20 protein-coding genes are annotated in these 21,838 nt (G+C 51.8%); 16 read left to right on the top strand and 4 right to left on the bottom strand.

The genetic code is table 11. The features are described from left to right. Positions 1-53: 53 nt before the first annotated feature. Positions 54-884 (bottom strand): helix-turn-helix domain-containing protein, encoded by an 831-nt coding sequence (locus DFP95_RS15795; RefSeq protein ID WP_115993605.1) that lies wholly within the window; start codon positions 882-884, stop codon positions 54-56. A 114-nt stretch (positions 885-998) separates the two neighbouring features. Between DFP95_RS15795 and DFP95_RS15800 the strand changes: the two genes are divergently transcribed. Together DFP95_RS15800 and DFP95_RS15805 are read left to right on the top strand one after the other, a co-directional pair. After that, the gene (locus DFP95_RS15800; protein ID WP_115993606.1) at positions 999-1,997 is read left to right on the top strand and encodes a Gfo/Idh/MocA family protein; all 999 of its coding nucleotides are present in this window, start codon (positions 999-1,001) and stop codon (positions 1,995-1,997) included. Positions 1,998-2,018: 21 nt separating this feature from the next. Further along, complete coding sequence (locus DFP95_RS15805; RefSeq protein ID WP_342768242.1) at positions 2,019-2,966, top strand: aldo/keto reductase; 948 nt, start codon at positions 2,019-2,021, stop codon at positions 2,964-2,966. Between the two features lie 93 nt (positions 2,967-3,059). On the opposite strand, the gene DFP95_RS15810 is transcribed toward DFP95_RS15805, so the two are convergent. Continuing rightward, positions 3,060-4,322 (bottom strand): MDR family MFS transporter, encoded by a 1,263-nt coding sequence (locus tag DFP95_RS15810; protein WP_115993607.1) that lies wholly within the window; start codon positions 4,320-4,322, stop codon positions 3,060-3,062. 223 nt (positions 4,323-4,545) lie between these two features. Here DFP95_RS15810 and DFP95_RS15815 point away from each other — a divergent pair, with 223 nt between their 5' ends. The 5 genes from DFP95_RS15815 to DFP95_RS15835 all read left to right on the top strand — a co-directional run bounded on the left by DFP95_RS15815 (position 4,546) and on the right by DFP95_RS15835 (position 10,421). Then, a complete protein-coding gene (locus tag DFP95_RS15815) occupies positions 4,546-5,880 on the top strand; it encodes an ABC transporter substrate-binding protein (protein ID WP_115993608.1) in 1,335 nt (444 codons plus the stop codon). Between the two features lie 111 nt (positions 5,881-5,991). Further along, positions 5,992-6,861, top strand: a complete 870-nt coding sequence (locus DFP95_RS15820) for a carbohydrate ABC transporter permease (protein WP_115993609.1) — start codon at positions 5,992-5,994, stop codon at positions 6,859-6,861. A gap of 5 nt (positions 6,862-6,866) precedes the next feature. Further along, positions 6,867-7,694 (top strand): carbohydrate ABC transporter permease, encoded by an 828-nt coding sequence (locus tag DFP95_RS15825; protein ID WP_115993610.1) that lies wholly within the window; start codon positions 6,867-6,869, stop codon positions 7,692-7,694. A gap of 157 nt (positions 7,695-7,851) precedes the next feature. Then, positions 7,852-9,639: a cache domain-containing sensor histidine kinase gene (locus DFP95_RS15830; RefSeq protein ID WP_115993611.1), complete on the top strand. Its 1,788-nt coding sequence runs from the start codon at positions 7,852-7,854 to the stop codon at positions 9,637-9,639. Further along, positions 9,636-10,421 (top strand): response regulator transcription factor, encoded by a 786-nt coding sequence (locus DFP95_RS15835; RefSeq protein ID WP_115993612.1) that lies wholly within the window; start codon positions 9,636-9,638, stop codon positions 10,419-10,421. Before DFP95_RS15830 ends, DFP95_RS15835 begins: the two co-directional genes overlap by 4 nt. Positions 10,422-10,556: 135 nt before the next feature. Here DFP95_RS15835 and DFP95_RS15840 read toward each other — a convergent pair whose 3' ends face one another. Then, positions 10,557-11,912 (bottom strand): dicarboxylate/amino acid:cation symporter, encoded by a 1,356-nt coding sequence (locus tag DFP95_RS15840; RefSeq protein WP_115993641.1) that lies wholly within the window; start codon positions 11,910-11,912, stop codon positions 10,557-10,559. A gap of 384 nt (positions 11,913-12,296) precedes the next feature. Here DFP95_RS15840 and DFP95_RS15845 point away from each other — a divergent pair, with 384 nt between their 5' ends. From DFP95_RS15845 to DFP95_RS15855, 3 genes are read left to right on the top strand one after another with little or no spacing between them, the layout of a single operon-like run. Further along, positions 12,297-12,635, top strand: coding sequence for a hypothetical protein (locus DFP95_RS15845; RefSeq protein ID WP_115993613.1), 339 nt, complete (start codon positions 12,297-12,299; stop codon positions 12,633-12,635). A gap of 32 nt (positions 12,636-12,667) precedes the next feature. Further along, positions 12,668-13,546, top strand: a complete 879-nt coding sequence (locus DFP95_RS15850; RefSeq protein WP_245987692.1) for a cytochrome c biogenesis CcdA family protein — start codon at positions 12,668-12,670, stop codon at positions 13,544-13,546. Between the two features lie 28 nt (positions 13,547-13,574). Further along, positions 13,575-14,168, top strand: a complete 594-nt coding sequence (locus tag DFP95_RS15855; protein ID WP_115993614.1) for a TlpA family protein disulfide reductase — start codon at positions 13,575-13,577, stop codon at positions 14,166-14,168. Between the two features lie 14 nt (positions 14,169-14,182). Here the strand turns inward: DFP95_RS15855 and DFP95_RS15860 are convergent, their stop codons facing one another. Next, complete coding sequence (locus DFP95_RS15860; RefSeq protein WP_115993615.1) at positions 14,183-15,331, bottom strand: ParB/RepB/Spo0J family partition protein; 1,149 nt, start codon at positions 15,329-15,331, stop codon at positions 14,183-14,185. A 114-nt stretch (positions 15,332-15,445) separates the two neighbouring features. Here DFP95_RS15860 and DFP95_RS15865 point away from each other — a divergent pair, with 114 nt between their 5' ends. From DFP95_RS15865 to DFP95_RS15890, 6 genes are all read left to right on the top strand, one after another. Further along, a complete protein-coding gene (locus DFP95_RS15865) occupies positions 15,446-16,693 on the top strand; it encodes a multidrug effflux MFS transporter (RefSeq protein ID WP_115993643.1) in 1,248 nt (415 codons plus the stop codon). A 38-nt stretch (positions 16,694-16,731) separates the two neighbouring features. After that, positions 16,732-17,673, top strand: coding sequence for a sugar phosphate isomerase/epimerase family protein (locus tag DFP95_RS15870; RefSeq protein ID WP_115993616.1), 942 nt, complete (start codon positions 16,732-16,734; stop codon positions 17,671-17,673). Positions 17,674-18,189: 516 nt separating this feature from the next. Continuing rightward, complete coding sequence (gene map, locus DFP95_RS15875; protein ID WP_115993617.1) at positions 18,190-18,936, top strand: type I methionyl aminopeptidase; 747 nt, start codon at positions 18,190-18,192, stop codon at positions 18,934-18,936. Between the two features lie 16 nt (positions 18,937-18,952). Next, positions 18,953-19,753: a molybdate ABC transporter substrate-binding protein gene (gene modA, locus DFP95_RS15880; RefSeq protein ID WP_115993618.1), complete on the top strand. Its 801-nt coding sequence runs from the start codon at positions 18,953-18,955 to the stop codon at positions 19,751-19,753. A gap of 20 nt (positions 19,754-19,773) precedes the next feature. After that, positions 19,774-20,427 (top strand): ribonuclease H, encoded by a 654-nt coding sequence (rnhA, locus tag DFP95_RS15885; protein WP_115993619.1) that lies wholly within the window; start codon positions 19,774-19,776, stop codon positions 20,425-20,427. A 290-nt stretch (positions 20,428-20,717) separates the two neighbouring features. Next, entirely contained in the window at positions 20,718-21,824 is a 1,107-nt protein-coding gene (locus tag DFP95_RS15890; RefSeq protein WP_115993620.1) for an ABC transporter substrate-binding protein, read from the top strand. The last annotated feature ends 14 nt before the right edge of the window (positions 21,825-21,838 follow it).

A 21,838-nucleotide genomic window follows, 5' to 3' on the forward strand; every position in this document is an offset into this window, starting at 1 on the left:
AAGCGGGAGCTTCCGGGCAATCAGAGTGATGGTATAGTATCGAATAAGCATTCTTAGGCGTGAAGCCGGCGGTAAACCGTCGGAGTCACGCCTTCCTTGTCTTTAAAACGCTTGATGAAGTAGCTGACGCTATCGTAGCCGCAGGTCTGCGCCACGAATTCAACGGAGCTGGCAGGGTCGTCCAGCAGCAGTTGTTTCGCTAGCCGGATGCGACACAGCGTAATGAAGTCCATCGGCGATAGTTGAGTGGCTTTGCGGAACATTTTACAGAAGTAGTAGGTGCTGATTCCCGCTTTAGCCGCCCAAACGTCCAACGAGAAAGGCTTGCTAGCCGCATCCTGCATAGCGGGAAGCAGATCAGTAATTTCCCGCAGAGTCTCTTGGTTGCGGCTGGATCGATGCGGGACGGCTTGCGCCATGAACTCGGCGATGACTCCGTAAGTGAGCATGGAGAGGGTTGAAGGCCTCAGAAGTTTGTGGTTATCGATTTCCTGTATGAGGTTCCCCATCCTTTGCTTCAAGCCCTCGTTGCGGTTGGTAGACCATACGACGGATCGTCGAAAACCTAGCTCAGTCAAGTGCTCGGAAATTCGATCTCCGTAAAAATGCATCCAGTAAACATCCCAAGGATTTTCCTCGCTGGAGCGGTACTGTTGGGATTGATGAGGGAAATAGAAGAAAGCATCTCCCGGCTGCACGAGTTGCCATTGTCCCTCGACCTCGACGAAGCCCTGCCCGGATGCGACGTAATGAAAATTGAAGTAGGGGAAATCCGATTGCCGTTCCGTGCGATGATCCGGCATCTCGTTGTATCTCCCGACGGATTCCGGAAAGACGAGATAGGGATTGGAATCCATGGAAGGGAGCGTTAAATGTAATTTCATGACTCTTCACCCTTATCGCAATATTATTATATTAGAGCAATATGATTGTATATACAGCTGTATAGTAACGATTCTATAATAACAATATTGATCTATTATGAGAAGAGGTTGAGTATGGGAGACAAGCTTCGTTGGGGGATTATCGGCGGCGCGAATATCGCGGTTCACGCCGTCATGCCTGCGATTAGGGAATCGGAAACAAGCGTAATCGCGGCGGTGGCCAGCCGCGATAAGCGGAAGGCGGAAGAAATCGTAGCTAATTACGAGGGCGCTACAGCTTACGGAAGCTACGAGGAACTGCTCGCGGATTCGCGTATCGACGCCGTATACATTCCGCTTCCCAACCACTTGCATCGGGAATGGACGATTCGTGCCGCCGCGGCTGGCAAACATATATTGTGTGAGAAACCGTTGGCTTTGACGGCGAAGGAGTCGTTGGAGATGGCGGAAGCGTGCGCGGATGCGGGGGTACATCTTGCGGAAGCGTTCATGTACCGGCATCATCCCCGCTGGGAGCAAATCCGGAAGATCGTCGATTCGGGAGAGATCGGTCGGGTTAGAGCGCTTCGAGGCGCATTCTCATTCAATAACGCGGGAGATAAGAACAATATTCGTTATCGCGCCGATTGGGGCGGAGGAAGCTTGTACGACGTGGGTTGTTATCCGCTTAGCGCGGCAAGGCTGCTGCTCGGCTCCGAGCCGGAAGCGGTCACCGTTCACGCCCAGTTCTCCGAGGAGCACGACAACGTCGATATGATGGCGTCCGGGCTCGCGGAATTCCCCGGAGGTGTTTCATTGACCTTCGACTGCGGCATGTGGGCGTCCTTCCGACAGAATTTCGAAATCGTCGGTGCAGACGGAACGATCGATATTCCTAATGCCTTCTTGACCGGGAAGGATAATGCGGACTTTATCGTTAACGGGCAGAACGGAAGGCGAACGGAGCAATCGGTCGGCGTTAACGCTTACGCTCTTCAGGTCGACGACTTCGCCCGCGCCGTCCGGAACGGACAACCGCAACGCTTCGCGCCGTCCGACGCCGTGTCGAATATGAAGGTGCTGGACGCGTGCTACCGCTCGGCTTTAGAAAAAGCGAGAATTACTCTTATTTAAAAGGAAAAGGGGCGTAATTAAATGACGCGATCGACGATGAGCTCCATTCGCATAGAAGGTATCGAAACGCCGATATCCCGTCTTATTATGGGATCGATGATGCTTCACGAAGACCGCATGGAGCATGCGAACGAGCTGCTCGATGCTTACATCGAGGCGGGCGGGAATACGATCGACACGGCTCACGTCTACGGGGCGGCGGGCAAGAGAGCGCTCGGTCGATGGATGAGAGAGGGTAACCATCGCTCCTCGTTGATCTTGATCGGGAAAGGAGGTCATCCGGACGAGAATGGACCCCGGATGACGAACCAAGCGATGGAACGGGATCTGGAGGAATCGCTCGAACGTTTGCAGACGGACTATGTGGACATCTACATGCTGCACAGGGATGATCCGTCAGTGTCCGTCGGGTACATCCTCGAATCGCTCGAACGGCTGCTCGAATCCAAACGCTGCCGCGCGCTCGGGGTATCGAACTGGACGACCGCCAGGTTGGAAGAAGCCAATGCTTACGCCTCTTCAAGCGGACTGACCGGTTTCGCCTGCAATAGTCCGAATCTAAGCTTGGCTAAGCCGAACGAGCCCCGCTGGGCAGGATGTATCTCTGCGGACGCGGACTACGTGTCTTGGCATGAGACATCGCAGCTCCCGCTCCTTTCCTGGTCGTCGCAAGCCGGAGGGTTCTTCACCGGAAGGTTCTCGCCGGATCGGTTGGAGGATCAAGAAGCAGTTCGCGTCTACTATAGCGACGCGAACTGGGAGCGGCTGCGCCGGGCAAGGCAGCTTGCGGAGAGCAAAGGATGCGATGCCAATCATATCGCGTTAAGCTACGTGCTGAGGCAACGGTTCCCGTCCTGCGCGATAATAGGACCGAATAGTCCAGCGGAGCTCCACTCCAGCCTTCGGGGCTTGGAAGTCGGATTAACGCAGAAGGAAGCGGATTGGTTGGATTTATTGACGGACGAATAGTCGGAAAGAAAGGGCCGAGCGGGAGTTATACCTGCTCGGCCCTTCGCGTGCGTGCGGACGGACTAAATGGACTGACATCGTCTGTTAACGTTATTAACCTTGCCGATCATACCGATTAAACATGAGATGGTATAGGAAAGCGGCTAGGATCGACAAGCCCGTCAATATCCAGAACGTCCATTCGAAGCCGATCCAGCTGCTGAGCGGAATGGACAGCGGTGCAATGGTTCTACCCAGAGTGAACCTTACGCTCGAGGCGGCAAAATACTGGCCGCGCATATGCTCCGGCGCTAACCGGGATACAAAAGCCTGCTGCGGACCCGCGGACATCAGCTCGGCAAGCGTGAACACCGCAATCGCCAGCGTGAAGCCCCAGAACGTGGACATCTGGCCGAATATGGCGATTCCGAGAGCGTAGAACAGGGCACCGCCTATGAAAACGATGCGGTCCCGGAAGCCTAGCATCCATCTCGTCACGATAACGGTGAAGAGGGCGACGAATAGCCCGTTCTCCGATACGATAAGTCCGAACAGCTTTTCTCCGGTCAGCTGCCAGCTCCAATCTCCGTAGGAGAGTACTGTCGTAAGAGGCACGGTTTCCTTCAAGAAAACGGGAAATAACAAATCCAGTTGCATGAACGTTTGCGACAGAAGAACGCCTGCCAGTATAAAGAGGAAAAACACTCTGTCCGATGCGATAACCCGATAATCCCTTAGCTGCTCCGTAATAAATCGATACCAAGGGCGGCCTTTATCCGCGTTTACTCGATCTGCAATCTCGATGGGAAGGGTTTCCCGGATTAGCCGTCCAAGTAGGATAGCGAGCAGAACGCACAGTGCCGATGCCGCGGCCAATACGATGAACGGATCGTCCAGGAACAGTACGGATCCGATCAACGGGCCGATCACGACGGCGATATTCGCCGCGGTATAGAAAACGGCGAAAACGCCGGCGCGATGGCGATCGGGAACGACATCCGCGACCATCGCCTGGCTGGCCGGATAATAGAAGGAGCTGAAAAGGCTCGCGATGGTGAATCCCGCGAATCCGACGATCGGCTGGAACAACCACGGCGACGATGCGAGCGCGAACAACCCGTACCCGACGGCTTGTCCGATTGCCGCGACGACCATCATTTTCTTCCGCCCGAATCTGTCGGCGCAGTAACCGCCGGACAGGTTGGCGAGAACCGATAAAGCCTGCGAGAGCATAAGTAGGATCCCGGTCCAGCCCTTGCCGAACGATTCCGCGAAGTAGATGGACAAGAACGGGAAAAAAGCCCACAGAATTACGTTGAAAGAGGCTTCCCCGGCTAAACGAATTTTTAAGTTGCGATCCCAATCTCTAATTCTCATGATGTGAACGACCTCTGGCTGTTAAAGTATTCACACATCATAACGCCTATCCGTTCCGGGAACAAGAAGGGAACGATGGTAAAGAAAATGCGAAATGGCGCGGAAAAGCAAATTCAGTACAATGAAAAACAAATCGACGCCATTATCGGCGAACGATCGGAACTTTATAATGAGAAATGTAAGCGCTACGCAAAAACATTCATTCTACTGGGGGAACAGAAGTATGAAACGAATTTGGACACTTGCGATCATGATCGTACTCGTCGCGGCTACGATATCCGCATGCGGCGGAAACAACAAAGGCAATAACGGTAACTCGACGCCATCTAGTCAAGCCGCTAGCTCGGAAGCGCCGGTCGTCACCGAGACGGCTTCGGCTACGGCAAGCGAAGCGGGAGCGGGAACGGACATTAGCGGGAAGATCGTATTCGCGACGAACCGCACCGATTTGATCGATACGAAGTTCAAGGAGTACGCGGAGGCATTCCGCGCGAAATACCCGAATGCCGAGGTAGAGTTCGAAGCGCTGAAGGATTACGAGTCGGCGATCAAGCTTCGCATGGCGACGGCGGAAATGCCGGACGTTATTCTCATTCCGAACATGCCGAACGCGCAGCTTCCGGATTATTTCGCCGAATTGGACGATCTGGGGTTAAACGACGTCATCCGGTTCAAGGACTACAAGTCGCTCAACGGCAAAGTATACGGCTTGGTATCCGGCGGTTCCACGACGGGTATCGTCTACAACAAGAAAGCTTTCGAGAAAGCCGGCATTACCGCGGTTCCGAAAACTTTAGACGAGTTCTATGCGGCAAGCGAGAAGCTTAAGACCGCCGGAATCGTACCGATGGCCACGAATTACAAGGACAAATGGCCGTTATACGGATGGCAACACGTTGCCATCGCAATGTCCGGCAACCCGGAGTTCTGGAACGACCGCCTGAAGCAAGAGAAAGCGTTCGAGCCGGAAGGAGCATGGGCGAAATCGCTATCGATCCTGAAGACGATCATCGACAAAGGATATGCCGAGAAGGACATTAACTCCACGAATTGGGAGCAATCCAAGAAAGATGTAGCCTCCGGTAGAATGGCGATGTACCTGCTGCCGAACTGGGTCATTCCGCAAGTCATCGAGAACGGCGCGGCATCCGAGGACGTAGGCTTCTTCCCGTTCCCCTACGATAACAGCGGCACGCTGACTACTCTGTTGACGCCGGATTACTTCTACGCGGTGAGCAAGAACAGCAAGAATCTGGCTACGGCGAAGGCATTCGTGAAATGGTTGATCGAGGAGTCCGGCCATGACGACTTCTCCGGCTTCATTCCTTCGATAAAGACGAAACAATCCACAGTGAAGCAGTTGTCCGACTTCCTGGCAACGCCGGGCTTGAACTTCGTGGAGATCGCGCCCGACAACAGCGACGCGATGGAGATTCAGAACAAAGGACAGATCGATTTCAACGACATGGCGCAAGAAATCGCGGTATCCGATATCGCCGGCGTATTCGACAAATACAACAAGAAGTGGGACGAAGCCAAGAAAGCTCTCGGTAAATAAACGTTCGGTAAATAAGCCTTATACCACTCGGGAAGCGGGTAATCATGCGTCGGCATGATTACCCTTTCTCTTCTCGACGATTCAGAATCCAAATATCGATGAGGGCTGACTATGAGCTATAACCTGCAGAAGAAAAGCCTGATTATCTCGTTCATGCTGATTCCGCTCGTGCTGCTGTTGACGTTCACCTATTATCCGGCGGCTAGATTGATTTACTTGAGCTTCACATCTTGGGATGGATATAGCCCCGTAAAGCAATGGGTAGGTTGGGACAATTACCGGACGATATTCGCCAACAACGAGACTTTCTCCGTCTTGCTGCACAATATGGCTTACTTCGCGGGCGGCATCGTGCAGAACGTCGTCGCGTTCATGTTCGCCGTCCTTCTTAACGGTAAGCTGAAGGGGAGGAACGTATTCCGAACGACGTTATTCCTGCCGTACATTATGAACGGCGTTGCCGTAGCTTTCATGTTCGGGTACGTATTCGATACGAATAACGGTTCGCTGAACTTCCTATTAGAGCGCATCGGAGTAGAGCCCGTTAGCTGGCTGGGGACGCCGGTCCTCGTTAATTTCGTGCTGGCGTTCATCAGCGCGTGGAAGTTCATGGGCTTTAATATGGTCGTTTACTTGGGGGCGCTGCAGTCGCTTCCGGAAGACGTCTTCGAGGCCGCGCGCATAGACGGCGCCAAAGGCCGGCAAGTTCTGAGATATATCACGTTACCCGGATTGAGGAGAATCATCGAGCTCAATCTATTCTTAACGGTAACCGGAGCATTGGAAGTATTCGACCTGCCGTTCGTATTGACGCAGGGAGGACCGCTTAACGCAAGCGCCACGTACGTTCAGAAAGTGGTGGAAACGGCGTTCCACTACAGCAATTTCGGGTTAGCCTCCGCCATGAGCGTCATTCTGATGCTTATCGTCGTCGTTGTCGTATCCGTTCAAAGAATGCTTGTTCTCGGAAAGGGGGATTAGCGGATATGAAAACCTCCGCCGCCTCTCTATCGTTCAAATATACGCTGTTGCTGTTCGCGTCCCTGATCGTCTTTTTCCCGTTGTACATCCTGTTCATCAATTCGTTCAAGGGAAGCGCGGAATACGGCTCGACCAACATCTTTACCTTGCCGAGATCGTTTATGAATTTCGAGAATTTCAAGCTCGTATTCGAACGCGCGCACTTGGACGAGGCATTCCTGAACACGGTCATCGTGATCGGACTTTCGCTGATCGGCAACATTCTGTTGGGAACGATGGTATCCTACGTTTTGGGGCGCTTCGAATTCAAAGGCCGCAAGCTGATTCTCGGTCTGTACGCGGGAGCCGTCGTCATCCCCGCAATCACGACCCAAGTCGCGGTTTTTTCGATTATTCGCACTTTAGGCCTCTTTAACACGCACTTCGCCCCTGTGCTGCTGTATATAGGCGCAGACGTTATCCAAATCTATATTTTGCTGCAATTCATACGCAACATTCCTTACGAATTGGACGAGAGCGCGATGATCGAGGGAGTAAGCCTGTTCGGGATATTCTACCGGATTATCGTTCCGTTGCTGACGCCGGCCATATCGACGCTGATCATCTTGAAGACGATTTCCATCTATAACGACATGTACACTCCGTATTTGTATATGCCCGCGCAACGACTCGGAGTCGTGTCCACGACGCTAATGAAGTTCACCGGCAACAATAGCGCGGAGTGGCAATTAATTTCGGCGGCTATACTCGTTATTTTACTGCCTACGGTACTCTTGTATTTATTTCTTCAGAGGTACATCTTCTCGGGCATTACGAGCGGAGCGGTTAAATAGATCGGCGAATCGGCTTTCCTGTCCGCAAGCTTAACGGCAGGAAGGCCATTTCCGTCATCGGTGCTTGAAAGTGCTTTCAACTCGTAAACGGGTGTGATACGGTGATTATTGCGATCCTTCAAGGACCGAGAGTCATGTTATCAAGGAGGAAACGGGATTGCCGCGGAATCTATGGATGAAGTTCATTAAGTTATCGCTCACGACGAAATTGATAGCCGTGCTGATCATACTTATTACCGTTCCCTTGCTGCTCATCAGCTTCTTCTCGTATTCCAACTACACTCGCTCGATACAGAACAATACGGTAGTATACGTCAATCAGATATCCAAAAATATATTGCAGCGAGTAGATCAATACGTATCCGACATTAAGCGGGTGACTGGCAGCCAAATCTACATGCAGGATATCCAAGTTTCTTTGGCCAAGCCGGACAAGAGCTTGGACGACAACCGCAAGCTGCAGGATTTCACCAAAGGGCTAAACAGTCTTAAGAACGATACGGAAGCAGTCTATATTTTCGATAAATACGGCAGTTTCTACTACGCGACCAAGGGAGATAGCATGCGCGATGATATCGTCGAGCAAGTCGCCCGGCTTCAAGAAGAAGTGAAGAAGGCTAACGGCTCGTCTATCGTCATAAGCACTCAGAAGCTGAGTTCTCCCACGTCGGGTAGCTATTATTTCTCCGTCGCGCGTGAACTGAAGAACACGAATACGCTAGAATCGATCGGAATGATTATTTTCGATTCGAACATTCGGGTCATCGCGGACGCGGTGAGCGAACTGGATCAAGTGACTCATGGGCAGACGATCGTGATCGATGATCGGAACACCGTCATCTACGACAGCGAGCAACGCTGGATATCGACGAACTTGGACAATAACCCGATCGTCCGGCTAGCCTCAGGTTCGGAAGGGAGATTTCATTACAAGCTGGATGGCAGGAATTACTTGTGCACGTACGCCACGTCGGAAGTAACGGGATGGAAGCAAATCGTGCTTATTCCGATAGACCGGTTAACGGAGGAAGCGAAATCGACTCGCAACGTCACCTTACTGCTGGTCGCGCTTCTGATCGTAGCGGCCTTGTTCCTCTCGATCTGGCTTACGCTTAAGCTGACGCGCCCGATGCGGGATCTGATGAGAACGATGAAGCAAGTGAACAAGGACAATCTCGACGTTCAGTTCCCGGTCAAGCATTCCGACGAGTTCGGCATTCTGGCAAAGCAATTCAATAGCATGATTCGGCGGATTCGAAACTTGGTCGAAGAAGTATATCATACGCAGAACCGCAAGAGGGAAGCGGAGCTGAGGTCATTGCAGCACCAGATCAATCCCCATTTTATATATAACACCTTGGAAGTGATCCGCATGACAGCGGAAGTGAAGCAAGATTACGAAATCTCCGACATGACTTACAATTTGGGGGAGTTGCTCAGGTACGGAATTATCCGCGGCACCGAAGCCGTAACGTTCGACAAGGAAATCGAACATCTGGAGCAATACGTGACCTTGCAAAATTACCGCTTCTCGAAGGACATCCAACTCGAAGTAACGGTAAGGGAGCGGCATGTCCACTATCGGATGATTAAGCTTTTGTTCCAGCCGATCGTAGAAAACGCGATTCTGCACGGTTTCGAAACGAAGGATGACGATTGCCGGATCCGAATGACTTCGGAAGAGGATTCGAGTTATGTGTACTTCATGATAGAGGATAACGGTTCAGGCATGGATGAGGACACGCTAAAGGGAATTCGGGCGACGATCCAAAGCCATGGAGAGCCCTCCGACCGTTCCAGCATAGGAATCGAGAACGTTAACGAGAGGATTCGGCTGCATTACGGACCGCAATTCGGGCTTCGAATAGAAAGTCGGATCGGATCGGGGACGATCGTGACGATTGCGTTGCCCGCTGTTAAAGAGGGGGAGGAAGAGAACATATGATGATAAAACTTCTGATCGTGGACGACGAGGAAAGGATTCGCAACGGACTGGCCGCAATGGTGCTGTCGATGGGGCTTTGCATAGAGATCGAGGGGTTATGCGGCAACGGAATTCAAGCCCTGGAGAAGGTAAGAGAGTGGACGGGCGAGGATTGTAAAATCATGATCACGGATATTAAGATGCCGATGATGGACGGAATGAAGCTCATCGAGAAGGTGAACGAGGAAGCTCCGGAAATCCACATGATCCTGCTCAGCGGGTACAGCGAATTTCAATATGCCAAGCATGCGATTCGCAACGGCGTCGTCGAGTACCTATCCAAGCCGGTGAACCGCAAAGAGCTGCAGGCGACCTTGGTAAGAATCCAGAAGAAAGAGCTTGGCGGGGAATCGGGGGACGGAGCGCTAGCGGACAAAGCCGAAGCTGCAGTCGAAGGCGAAGCTCCCAAAGGGCATCGGAAGCACGCGGTAGAAGAAGTCATACGACTGCTGGAGTCCGATCTGAAGGAGTCCTTCGATTTGCTCGCGTTATCGGAGAAAGTCAACTTGAATCCTAGCTATCTCAGCAAGCTGTTCAAGAAGGAGACGGGAAAGACGATCACCGATTACCTGATGGAAGCGCGAATCTCCAAGGCTAGGCGGATTCTGGAGGAATACCGGGATGTGAAAATGTACGAAGTCGGCTCGCTGGTAGGTTATCCCGATCCCATGTACTTCAACAAACTGTTCAAGAAACATGTGGGCATGGCTCCCAAGGAATATCAGGATTCGCTCTCCGGTTAGTCGGAAGACAGAACGGCGAGAATGATGTGGAGTTCCAAATACGGATTTCGAAGCGAGCCCGCTTCATATTAAAAGCTCCGCAGTCAGTCGAAATGACTGCGGAGCTTCTTTATTGGTCGAGTAGGATTGACCGCCTTAAACGGCGGTCAAAGCGATTTCTTCGTCTTCGTCGCGATTAAATGCCTCGCGGTCGAATTCGCCTTCGGAATTCGCCACCAGCAAGGAAGTGACGGTCGTTCCGGTCGCGTTAACGGCGGTGCGTCCCATATCGATGAGCGCTTCGACGCCGGCAACGATCGCGATTCCTTCGAGCGGTAATCCGAGAGCGGTCAATACGACGGTCGTCGAGATGACGGCCGGGCCGGGAACGCCGGCGACTCCGATGGAGGAGATAATGCTAACGACGACTAGAATGATATAGTCCGTTAACGACAAGTGAATGCCGAATACTTCGGCGGTGAACACCGCGACGATCGCCGGCCAAACGCCGCCGCAGCCGTTAAAGTTGACGGATGCGCCGAGCGGAGCCACGAAGCTCGCGATACGAGGGGAGACGTGCAATCTCTTCGTAATGACTTCCAGATTAATAGGAAGCGTTGCGTAGCTGCTGCGGGTCGTAAAGGCAACCGCGATGGTCGGATAGATTTTGCGGAAGAAACGAATCGGATTGACTTTGGCTACGAACAGGACCAGTCCTCCGAATATAAGAACGAAATGAATGATAAGCGCAACGTAGGAGGTCACGATTACGCTTCCGAGCTCCTGCAGGGTATCCCAACCGTAACGCGCGGTGATGCCGGCAATTAGCGCGAATACGCCATAAGGAGTTAACCTAATCACGTATTTCACCACTTGGTGAAGAATTTGCGTGAGCGATTGAATGAGATCGCGGACGGGCTTAACCGATTCCGCGTTCTTGGAACCGATCTTGATAATGGCTACGGCCAAGAAAATGGCGAATATAAGTACCGGTACGACTTTGCCCTCGGCTGCTTCGCTGATAGGATTCGAGGGAATCAGATCCAGGATGACCTCGGAGAATGTAGGGATTTCCCGCGCGGTGAAGCCTTCCGGGACGGCCTGCTGGATGCCGCTGCCGGGATTGAAGAGCAAAGCGATCAACAGCCCGATGATCGAGGCTATTCCGGTCGTTCCGAGGAACCAAGCGAAGGTCTTGAAGCCGATTTTCCTTAAGTAATCCAAGCTTGTTAAAGAAGCGATACTGTTCAATACGAGCACGAATACGAGAGGAACGACCAACATGCGGATCAAACTAATGTAGATACTGCCGAATGTCGTAATGCCTTTCGTTTCGAAATCCAAATTCTGAAAGAGGATCCCGACGGCTACTCCTAATCCAAGACCGATTAGAACCCGCGAGCCGAATCCGATGCGTTTCCGGGCAAGGTAATACAGCAGGCCGAAAACGAAAATCGAAGTGACGAAGCTGTACCAGTTTGTTTCGATTGCGACCAATAAGTTATTCTGGATGTCGTCCAAAATATAAACCCCCTAAACACACTAGTTTGATAGGAATTACAAACTCCAATGTACAAATAACATTTAAGATTGTCAACATAAATCTTGGAAATAAATAACCGTTATTTATAGAAAAACGCTGAAATAATCGTGAATGCTTTAGTGATATATATGTAGAGACATCGGAATTAATTCCGACAAAATCGATAGGAAATTTATTGACAAAGGGTTGTACATCGAATAATATTAAGCACTAAAATGGACGATTCGCATCGTTATTATCGGAAATAGAGAACGATCAATCTACTGGACAACCAGAGATTCAACGTTGGGCGCGTAATAGCGCCGCGTTGGGTCTTCTTTTTTTATCCGGAACAATCGGGAGGGTGTTAAGAAATGAAAAAACCGGAAGCATCTAAGCTAACATTGTCTTTAATCATCGGCTCTTTGGCATTCGCTATTTTAACTTTTGCCGCCGTATCTGCTAATCAGACCAAAGAGGCTGCCGCCGCGCCGCAAGAAAGCTCAGCGGCTCCCGAAGTGAAAGCAATCATCGATGATCGACCGAGCGTAACCGTGCAAGAGACGGCGGAAATCGCGGCTCCGAAAGTCGTTTCATCGCAAGCCGAAGCGAATGTTCAAGCAACGACTCAATCGACTCCAGGGACTGAAGTTCAACAAACGGATGCCGGTTCATCCCAAACAGCCCGGAACATTCTCCTAATGCAAAGGTAACTGCACCGGTAACGGAAACCCAGTCCAAAAAAGTGGCTGCCCCGTCGATTAAGGAAGCCGCCCCGAAAGCGGTCGCTTCTTCGGCAACGCAGGAAAAGAAAAAGGAAGTCGAGAAGCTGACATCGTCTACGTCAACTGAGGCTCCCGTTGTATCCAAGGAACCTAAGTCGGAGACTCCCGCGACTATAGAAGATCAATCGGAAACCGATTACAAGTTGGATTTCATACTGGCGTTTTCGGCAGGTTTACTCTCTTTCTTATCGCCCTGCGTCCTGCCGTTAATCCCGGCGTATTTAAGCTATATGTTAGGGTCTTCGGTAACGGAAATTCATACCCGCAGAGAGAAAATAAAAGTGGTGATGAAGGCTGTTTTTTTCGTTGCGGGATTCTCGATCGTGTTTGTTCTGCTTGGAGTGTCCGTGAGTTCGTTAAGCAAGCTATTCTCCGACAATATAAGAATCATACAGCAGGTAGGCGGAGTTCTTATCGTGATTTTCGGTCTTCATATGACGGGCATCTTCAAAATCAAGTGGCTCTATTCGGAAAAAAGATTTCTGCCGAGCGGCTCCTCGGGGAAAAACGTAGGCTCGCTATTGCTGGGAATGGCATTCGCCGTCGGTTGGACGCCGTGCATAGGACCGATCCTTTCTACCATTCTTATCTACGCGGGAAGCATGGATACGATCGAGAAGGGCGTATGGCTCTTAACCGCTTATTCGCTGGGGTTTGCCGTACCGTTCTTGCTCTCGGCGGTATTGGTGGACAATTTATCGAAGTATCTTAGGAAGATCTCGAAATATCTTCCCGTTATTTCGGTCGTTAGCGGAATCATCATGATCGTAATGGGAATCCTCGTATTTACGAACAAGCTGGAGAAGCTCGGCCAATACTCCGGAGTATTTAACTTGTAGAACATCCATCAAGAAGGGAGACTTAACCATGAAGAAAAACTCGATCTTATGGGGAGCCGTTCTGATCTTCATCCTGATTTCCGTGTACGTCAGCCGAAATCATAGTATAAGCAGTCCGGATGCCCTTCCGAGCTCGCAGGTAGTCCAAGCGCAGAACGCTAACGGCAGCGATATTGCCGTACAGGAGGAGATCGTCGCTAACGTTAGCGATACGAGGGAGCAGGCCATCGACTTTACTTTGACGGATCTGGACGGGAACGAAGTGAAGTTATCCGACTATAGAGGTAAAAAAGTCTATATCAACTTCTGGGCGACCTGGTGCAAATGGTGCAAAAAAGAAATGCCCGATATAGAGAAAATATATCAGGCGCATCAGGGCGGAGATTTGGTCGTATTGGCGTTAAGCGTGGGGGAAGACAGGGACAAAGTGAGTTCTTATATCGAGGAACACGGATATCCGTTCAAGGTGCTGCTGGATCCCGATAAGAGCGTTGCCCTGAAATACGATATCAAGCCTATCCCGGTGTCTATTTTCGTGGACAAAGAAGGATATATCGCTTACAGGAAATTAGGCGCGATGACCGAGGCGGAGATGATCGCCGTTATTGAAGGGCTCGCATAAGCTGCCACATACCGTCATCGTGGACCTTGCATTCGATCCTTTACCGCTCTCCACTCGGCCAGATGCTTCTCGAGATCGCCGATGAGCGAGTCGACGTCACGAACGAATTGTTCTCTTTCCACGCCTGCCAAGTCCGGCAAGTCGCTTGGGGTGAACGAGATCGGCGCCGGCAACGAGGCGAACAATAGATTCATCATGCCCTCGATCAAGCTTTCGGAGGGCTGTTCGGCATGGCTGGAAGCTCCGTAAAGATCATTGTCTTCGTCGTTATCCGAGTCGGGGGTTGCTTCCAAGTCGTCCATTACCAAAGTTGCTTGCGCTAGACTCGCTAATCCGGTGAACGAAGAATCAGGTCGCGATACGCGTTCCTTATTTTCGGGTTTGGCGCCCCTAACCGGTTCCTCATGCGACTTGCCGGGTTCTTCTTTCGGCTCTGCGCTCTTGGCGCGTTCCTTCTTATTATGCTCGAACGTCGACCATGTCTCGAGAAGCTGAGGTCCCGTCTTGAACAGAAGCTTGCCTTTCGTCGATTCGGAAATTTCCTTGTCTTTAAACAGCTTGGCAATGCGCTTTACGTCGGGAACGGGCATTTCGTCCGCTGCCATGAGCAAGGCGAGAGAGTCGCGATATTCCATGGGCAGATCTTTAAGCGGCATTAACTGGTCCTCGGTCAGCTTGTCCTTCCGGATTTCCGTACCGTACACGATCAGGACGCGCACCGAGCTGCTGAACTTGAGCAAGTCGAGCTTGTTCTTGATATACGATTCCGGCTTGCCGAGCTTTCCCGACATGTACTTGATCGAGCTGCTGAATTTGGGATCGTTAAGAAGCTTATTGAACGCCTCGGCCTCCTCGATCGGAGAGAAGCCTTGACGAGTCAGGTTTTCGGCGATTTGCTCCAAGTAAATTTCCATTTCGTCCGTGACATTGGAGACGATACAGGGGATCGTCGGCAGTCCGAGCGTCCGGCACGCTTTGTAGCGGCGGTTTCCGTAGATGATTTTGTATCGGCCGTCAGGAGTCGTTCTAACTTTAATAGGCGATAACAAGCCGAGCTCCCCGATGCTGTTCATCAGTTCCTGAAGGGCTTCTTCGTCGAACTGGTAGCGGGGTTGATCCGTATCTTCATCTATTAAACGCGTGGGTAGCTGAATGATATCCATGAGCGGTCTCCTATCGGTTAAGGTCGTTAATGGAATTATATATCAGCGTTTGATAGATGGGAATAAAGGCTTTAGAATAGATAGGATCGAGCTTGAGAGAAGCGGGTGTTGAAAATAAACGGATATCGGGAAAAGACGGCTGCGGACGGTATTGGAGCGAAGAAAGCGAATCTAGCATGGCTAGTCGTTCTATTAGGCTCTCTATCGGCGTTCGGACCGTTGTCGCTGGATTTATATTTGCCCGCGCTGCCCCAGCTAGCGGACAACATGAACACGAGCTCGTCCTACGCGCAGCTTAGCCTGACCGCCTGCATGATCGGCTTGTCGGTCGGGCAGTTATTCGCCGGCGCGTTGAGCGATTTTCACGGACGTCGGCTGCCCTTATTAATCGGATTATTGCTTTACGCGGTATCTTCCATTCTTTGCGCGTTCAGTCCTTCTATCGAAGCGTTCGTGGCATTAAGATTCATACAGGGCCTGGCCGGTTCGGCCGGCATCGTCATCTCCCGCGCGGTCGTGCGCGATATGTATTCGGGGCCGGAGCTGACGAAGTTCTTCGCCATGCTGATGCTAGTAAACGGAGCGGCGCCGATCTTCTCGCCCGTCCTCGGCGGGCAGCTGCTGAAGGCGATTCCTTGGGAAGGGTTATTCGTAGTGCTCGCCGGATGGGGCGTGCTTACGCTATTGGCCGTGCTGTTCGGATTGCCGGAAACGTTGGCGGCCGACAAACGAATGACCGGCGGCATACGCGAAACGCTGAACACCTTTCGCAGGCTCTTCCGCGATCGAACCTTCATGGGATACGCGCTTGCCCAGGCGCTCGTTACCGCGGCGATGTTCGCCTATATCGCGGGCTCGCCTTTCGCGCTTCAGAATATATACGGGGTATCGCCCCAGATGTTCAGCTTGTTCTTCGCCATTAACGGATTCGGAATCATCGTTGCCGGTCAAGTAACGGGAAGGCTGGCAAGCCGGATCGGGGAGAAGAGGTTGTTCCTGATCGGACTCCTCCTTGCGTGCGCCGGCGGCGTAACGCTGCTGTCCATGATCGCGATCTCCGCTTCGTTGGCGGCGATCCTCGTTCCGCTCTTCTTCGTCGTATCCAGCGTCGGAGTCGTAAGCGCGACGGGCTTCTCCTTAGCGATGAGCAACCAGGCTCAAGCGGCAGGAAGCGCCGCGGCGCTTCTGGGCCTGATGTCCTTCTTGTTCGGAGGCATTCTGGCGCCGATCGTCGGCATCGCGGGGAGCGCGAACGCGATGCCGATGGGCATCATCATCGCTGCGACCGATGTTGGCGCGGTGTTGACGTATGCGTTCTTGATACGCGGAAAAGGAAACCGGCTGGTGAGGGCGAAGTCTTAAGAGATCGCATCGAATAAGAAAAGGAGCGTTATCCTCTCATGCAAAATTATGAAGCGAAAAACGTCAAAATCCGCGAGGCATTCGAGCATCTTAAGAAGACTAATCCCCAAGCCCTGCGCCGGCAACGCCTGAATCTATCTTGGAGCAATTGGGGCTTCGGCATGGAACCGCTGGAAGAAACCGCGGTCCGTCTGCAGAAAGCGGGGATCGAATATATCGAGCTCCACGGAAATCATTACGGTCCCGATCTGGGGTACAAGCCGGCCGAAACGATCGATATTCTTGCTTCTTACGGCATTCGCACCGCCGGTATATGCGGGATGTTCTCGGTCGATAACGACCTTTCGAGCAATAAAGCGATTCAACGCCAAGCTGCGATCGATTACCTGAAGCGGGAGATCGAATTCACCGCGGCCGTCGGCGGCTCCTACATCTTGGTCGTTCCCGGCGCCGTCGGCCGGCCGGACAAGTACGACGATACGGAAATCGAGCGCAGCGTCGATACATTGCGGCTTGTCGCGGATCGATTCGTCGAACACAAGGTCTTGGCCGCGATCGAACCGATACGCTCCGCGGAGACGAGCTACGTCCATACGATTAGCGACGCGTTATCCTATATTAATTCCGTGAATCATCCCGGCGTTCAGCACATTAACGCCGACGTGTACCATATGCAGGTCGAGGAGTCGCATATCGGCGAAGCTTTGCTCGCGGCCGGCGACCGACTGCTCAATCTCCACTTGGCCGATAGCAACCGCGGAGCGTTAGGCGATGGATCCATGGATTTGGACACGATTATCATGGCTTTATACCTCCTAGGCTTTAACCGCGAAGGCCGTTACGTTACGCCCGAGCCGCTTGGGCCGGGGGGATCCCCGTATCCTGCGATGTACGGCAAACCGGACAAGGCTTCGCTCGATCGCATGGTGATGCAGACGGCTGCCTATTTCCGGGAACGAGAGAAAGCTCTAATCGAGTAACACGTCCAAACCGGGTAACGCCCGCCGCAGCTGGCGAGATGCATGGAGGTACAAATTCAGATCGCCAGGGCGGTTCATCAGCCCAATTCGTCATTCTTACAACGAGAAGAAGCAATCGCTTCCCAAAAAATAATCCACCCCCGCAAGGGGGGGTTATTTTTTTCGTATATGAATTTATAAGTTTGGGGCTCAAATACGATGCTTTTCAATGTATTTTTAAAGCTCGTTCAAAAATGAAGCTGGATAAAGATGTTTTTTATTCCTATTGGCCTCCGTTTGACCTAGTCCTTTCCTAAATTTGATCAATAGTGATGTTCTACATCCTACTTTGATTGCAAGTGCGCTTGATAACTCCAATAGCGATGATTCCCATTCTACTTTTGATCAAGTCATACAGCGGAGCATGCTCTAATCTCGAAGTGATGGACGACGAAGTCCGTTTACTTGCATATTGGCGCGACAGGGACGGTTAGGGTAAAGTGGAAGATGAGAAATAAGCTTGGTTAAGGAGCGCGCATGACTATACAATCCCAGCAAGATATCGAACGATTAATGAAAATAGGAAAGATCGTCGCCCTGACGATCAAAGAAATGAAAGGCGCGATCGAACCGGGAATGACGACGGGACAATTGGATCAAATCGGTCTAGGAATGTTATCCCGGTACGGCGCCGTCTCGGCTCCGATGAAAGACGCCGGGTTTCCGGCGCATACGTGCATTAGCGTGAATGAAGAGGTCGCGCACGGGATTCCGGGAGATCGGGTCATTCAGCCGGGAGATCTCGTCAATATCGACGTTTCGGCCGAACTTGACGGATTTTACGCGGACGCGGGGGAGTCATTTCAGATCGAGCCGGTTAAAACCGAAGTGGATGCCCTTTGCCGGTACACTTACGCGACGTTGATGAAGGTTATTTCCGGGCTGAAAGCGGGAGTGAAGCTTAACGAGGTCGGAAGAATCATTCAGAGCGAGGCGAAGAAGGGCGGCTATCGCGTCATCGAGGATTTGTGCAGCCACGGTGTTGGCAGATCGTTGCATGAGGAACCTTTGGACATTCTCCCGTATTACGAGCCGCGGGATAGAAGAGTGTTAAAATCGGGACAAGTCATTACGATCGAGCCGTTTTTGTCCACGGGCGCTACCTACGTCGTGGAGCGAGCGGACGGATGGACGCTGGCCGTGCCCGATCGCAGCCGAGTCGCCCAGCATGAGCATACGATCGTTATTACGAATAATAAACCGATTATCGTTACCGCTTGTTAATATCGGGGGAAATATTATGAAGTTAATCGATAATACGAACCTCCCGGCCGCGATTGCCATCATCTTGTTAATTACAACGATCGGATGCGGGAGGATCGATTCCGAGTCGTCATCGCGTACCGAAATTCTCGTATCCGCAGCCGCCAGCCTAACGGATAGCTTGTATGAGATCGAATCGCGATACGAGAAAGATCATCCGGATATCGATATCGTCTACAATTTCGGATCGTCCGGCGCGCTGCAGCAACAGATCGAACAGGGAGCGCCAGCCGATCTTTTCCTATCCGCGGGAACGAAGCAGATGAGGGCGCTAGTTGATAATCAATTAGTCGACGCCGCTAACCAAATTGGATTATTGCGCAATGAGCTTGTCGTGATCGTTCCTACCGATAGCAAGAATACGATCGATTCCATCGGTCGGCTAGCTGAGCCCGAATTCATCAAGCTGGCGATCGGAGAGCCGGATACGGTGCCCGCGGGAAGCTATGCGAAGGAGTCGCTTGAGCGCGCCGAGGTCTGGGATCGGTTGCTGCCGAAGTTCGTTTACGCGAAGGACGTGCGCCAGGTTCTGACTTACGTGGAAACAGGCAACGCGGATGCCGGATTCGTGTACAAGACGGATGCGATGACATCCAAGAAGTCGCGCATTGCTTTCATCATGGATTCAGACAGCCATAGTCCCATCGAATATCCGCTCGGAATCGTGAAGGCGACGAAACATCCTAAGGAAGCCGAAAGCTTCTATGCTTTCCTGCAAAGCGACGACGCTCATGAAATATTCGCCGAATACGGCTTCGGCATCCCTTCCGCCGAATAACGAAACGAGGTCATAGAGAAATGGCGAAACAGAAATTCTACGTCGTCTGGGTGGGCAGAAAACCCGGCGTATACGCCGATTGGGCAGCTTGCCAGGAACAGATCAATAAGTTCGACGACGCGAAGTTCAAGTCTTACGAAACGAGAGCAGCCGCCGATCTTGCTTATAAGGAAGGCTGGAAGAAGCACTGGGGAAGCGGCAAGGCGGCCGGAGTTAGCGCCGGAAGCAGCTTCAAGCCTAGGAGTACCGGCATCGAAACGACGGAAGAGATCGACTACGATAGCATCTCCGTAGACGTCGGAACAAGCGGCAATCCGGGTCCGGTCGAGTATAAAGGCGTTGACACTCGGACGGGCGAGGTTATTTTCTCCGTAGGGCCGATTCGCAAAGGGACGAATAATCTCGGAGAGTTCTTGGCGATCGTCCACGGCTTGGCGTACTTGCAGAAACTCGGAAGCAACAAGACCGTGTACAGCGACTCCGTCAACGCGTTGAAATGGGTCAAGCAGAAAGCGGTATCCTCGACGCTTGCGAGAGACGAGTCGACCAAGGAAATTTGGGATCTTGTGGATCGCGCCGTCCAATGGCTAAAGACCAACTCATATCCCAACAAGGTCGCGAAATGGCAAACGAAGCAATGGGGAGAAATCAAAGCCGATTACGGACGGAAATAATTCGCTATAATAATATGCATAAGAGGCAAGCCCTAGATCGTATCGGGTTCGCCTCTTTTTTGCGTTGGAACGCCTTTTGCTAAGAGTGTCATCCCCTCCGTTATAACCCCGGTTTTTACAAAAGAATGAATTTAGTTAATGTTATTCATCCAATTTGCGTTATTTTTTACAAAACGGACTATCGAGGTTAATCTGTCGGAAATAGTACGCCACTATAGTTGGAGATGGGTAGGAAACACAAGAATATAGAGACACACCACAAAAAGCCACATTGGGAGGAATTAGAAATCATGAAAAAAGGGTTGCGTAAACAATCGGCCGTCGGGCTCATCCTTACTTTACTCGTCGTAATGCTTGCTGCTTGTGGAGGAAATAACAATAAGAATAACGAAGCGGATCCGGCTGCGGCGGAATTGTCGCTAACTGACATCGAAGCGAAGGCGAAGGAAGAAGGTTCGGTCGTCAGCGTCGGAATGCCTGATTCGTGGGCAAACTGGGTAGGAACTTGGGCGGACATTCAGAAGAACTACGGAATCTCGCACACGGATACGGATATGTCGAGCGCGGAAGAAATCGCTAAATTCGAAGCGGAGAAGGACAAGCCTACCTCCGACATCGGCGACGTGGGTATTGCCTTCGGACCGGTTGCGATCGAGAAGGGCGTAACTCAGCCTTACAAAACTTCCTACTGGGATGAAATCCCCGCTTGGGCGAAGGATGCCGATGGACATTGGGTTATCGGGTACCAAGGAACGATCGCTTTCCTAACGAACACGAAGCTTGTTCCGAATGCTCCTAAAAGCTGGGAAGACCTCAAAAACGGCGATTATAAAATCGTTGTCGGAGACGTGACTAAGGCGGCTCAAGCTCAAATGGCCGTGTTGGCTGCAGCGATCGCTTTCGGCGGCGACGAAACGAACATCGAACCGGGAATCGCATTCTTCGAGGAGCTGGCGAAGCAAGGCCGGATTTCCAACGTGGAAGCATCCGTGGCCAATATCGAGAAGGGCGAAGTCGACGTAACCTTGCTGTGGGACTTTAATGCTCTTAACTATAGCGATCAATTAGGCAAAGAGCAGTACGCGGTAGCTGTTCCGAAAGAAGGCAGCGTCGTTAGCGGTTACGCGACGATCATCAACAAATACGCTCCTCACCCGAACGCGGCTAAGCTGACGCGCGAATATATCTTAAGCGATGCCGGCCAGATCAACCTTGCTAGAGGATACGCCAGACCGATTCGCGATAGCGTGAAGCTTCCGGACGACGTAGCGGCTAAGCTGCTGCCGCTCGAAGAATACGCGAATGCTAAACCGGTAGGCGACTATAAAGCATGGGACGAAACGGCTAAAACCATTCCTCAATTGTGGCAGGAACGCGTTCTCGTCCACTTGAGCTAAACTATTCTTTTCTT

It is taken from the genome of Cohnella lupini, from assembly GCF_003386205.1.
Lineage (GTDB): Bacteria > Bacillota > Bacilli > Paenibacillales > Paenibacillaceae > Cohnella > Cohnella lupini.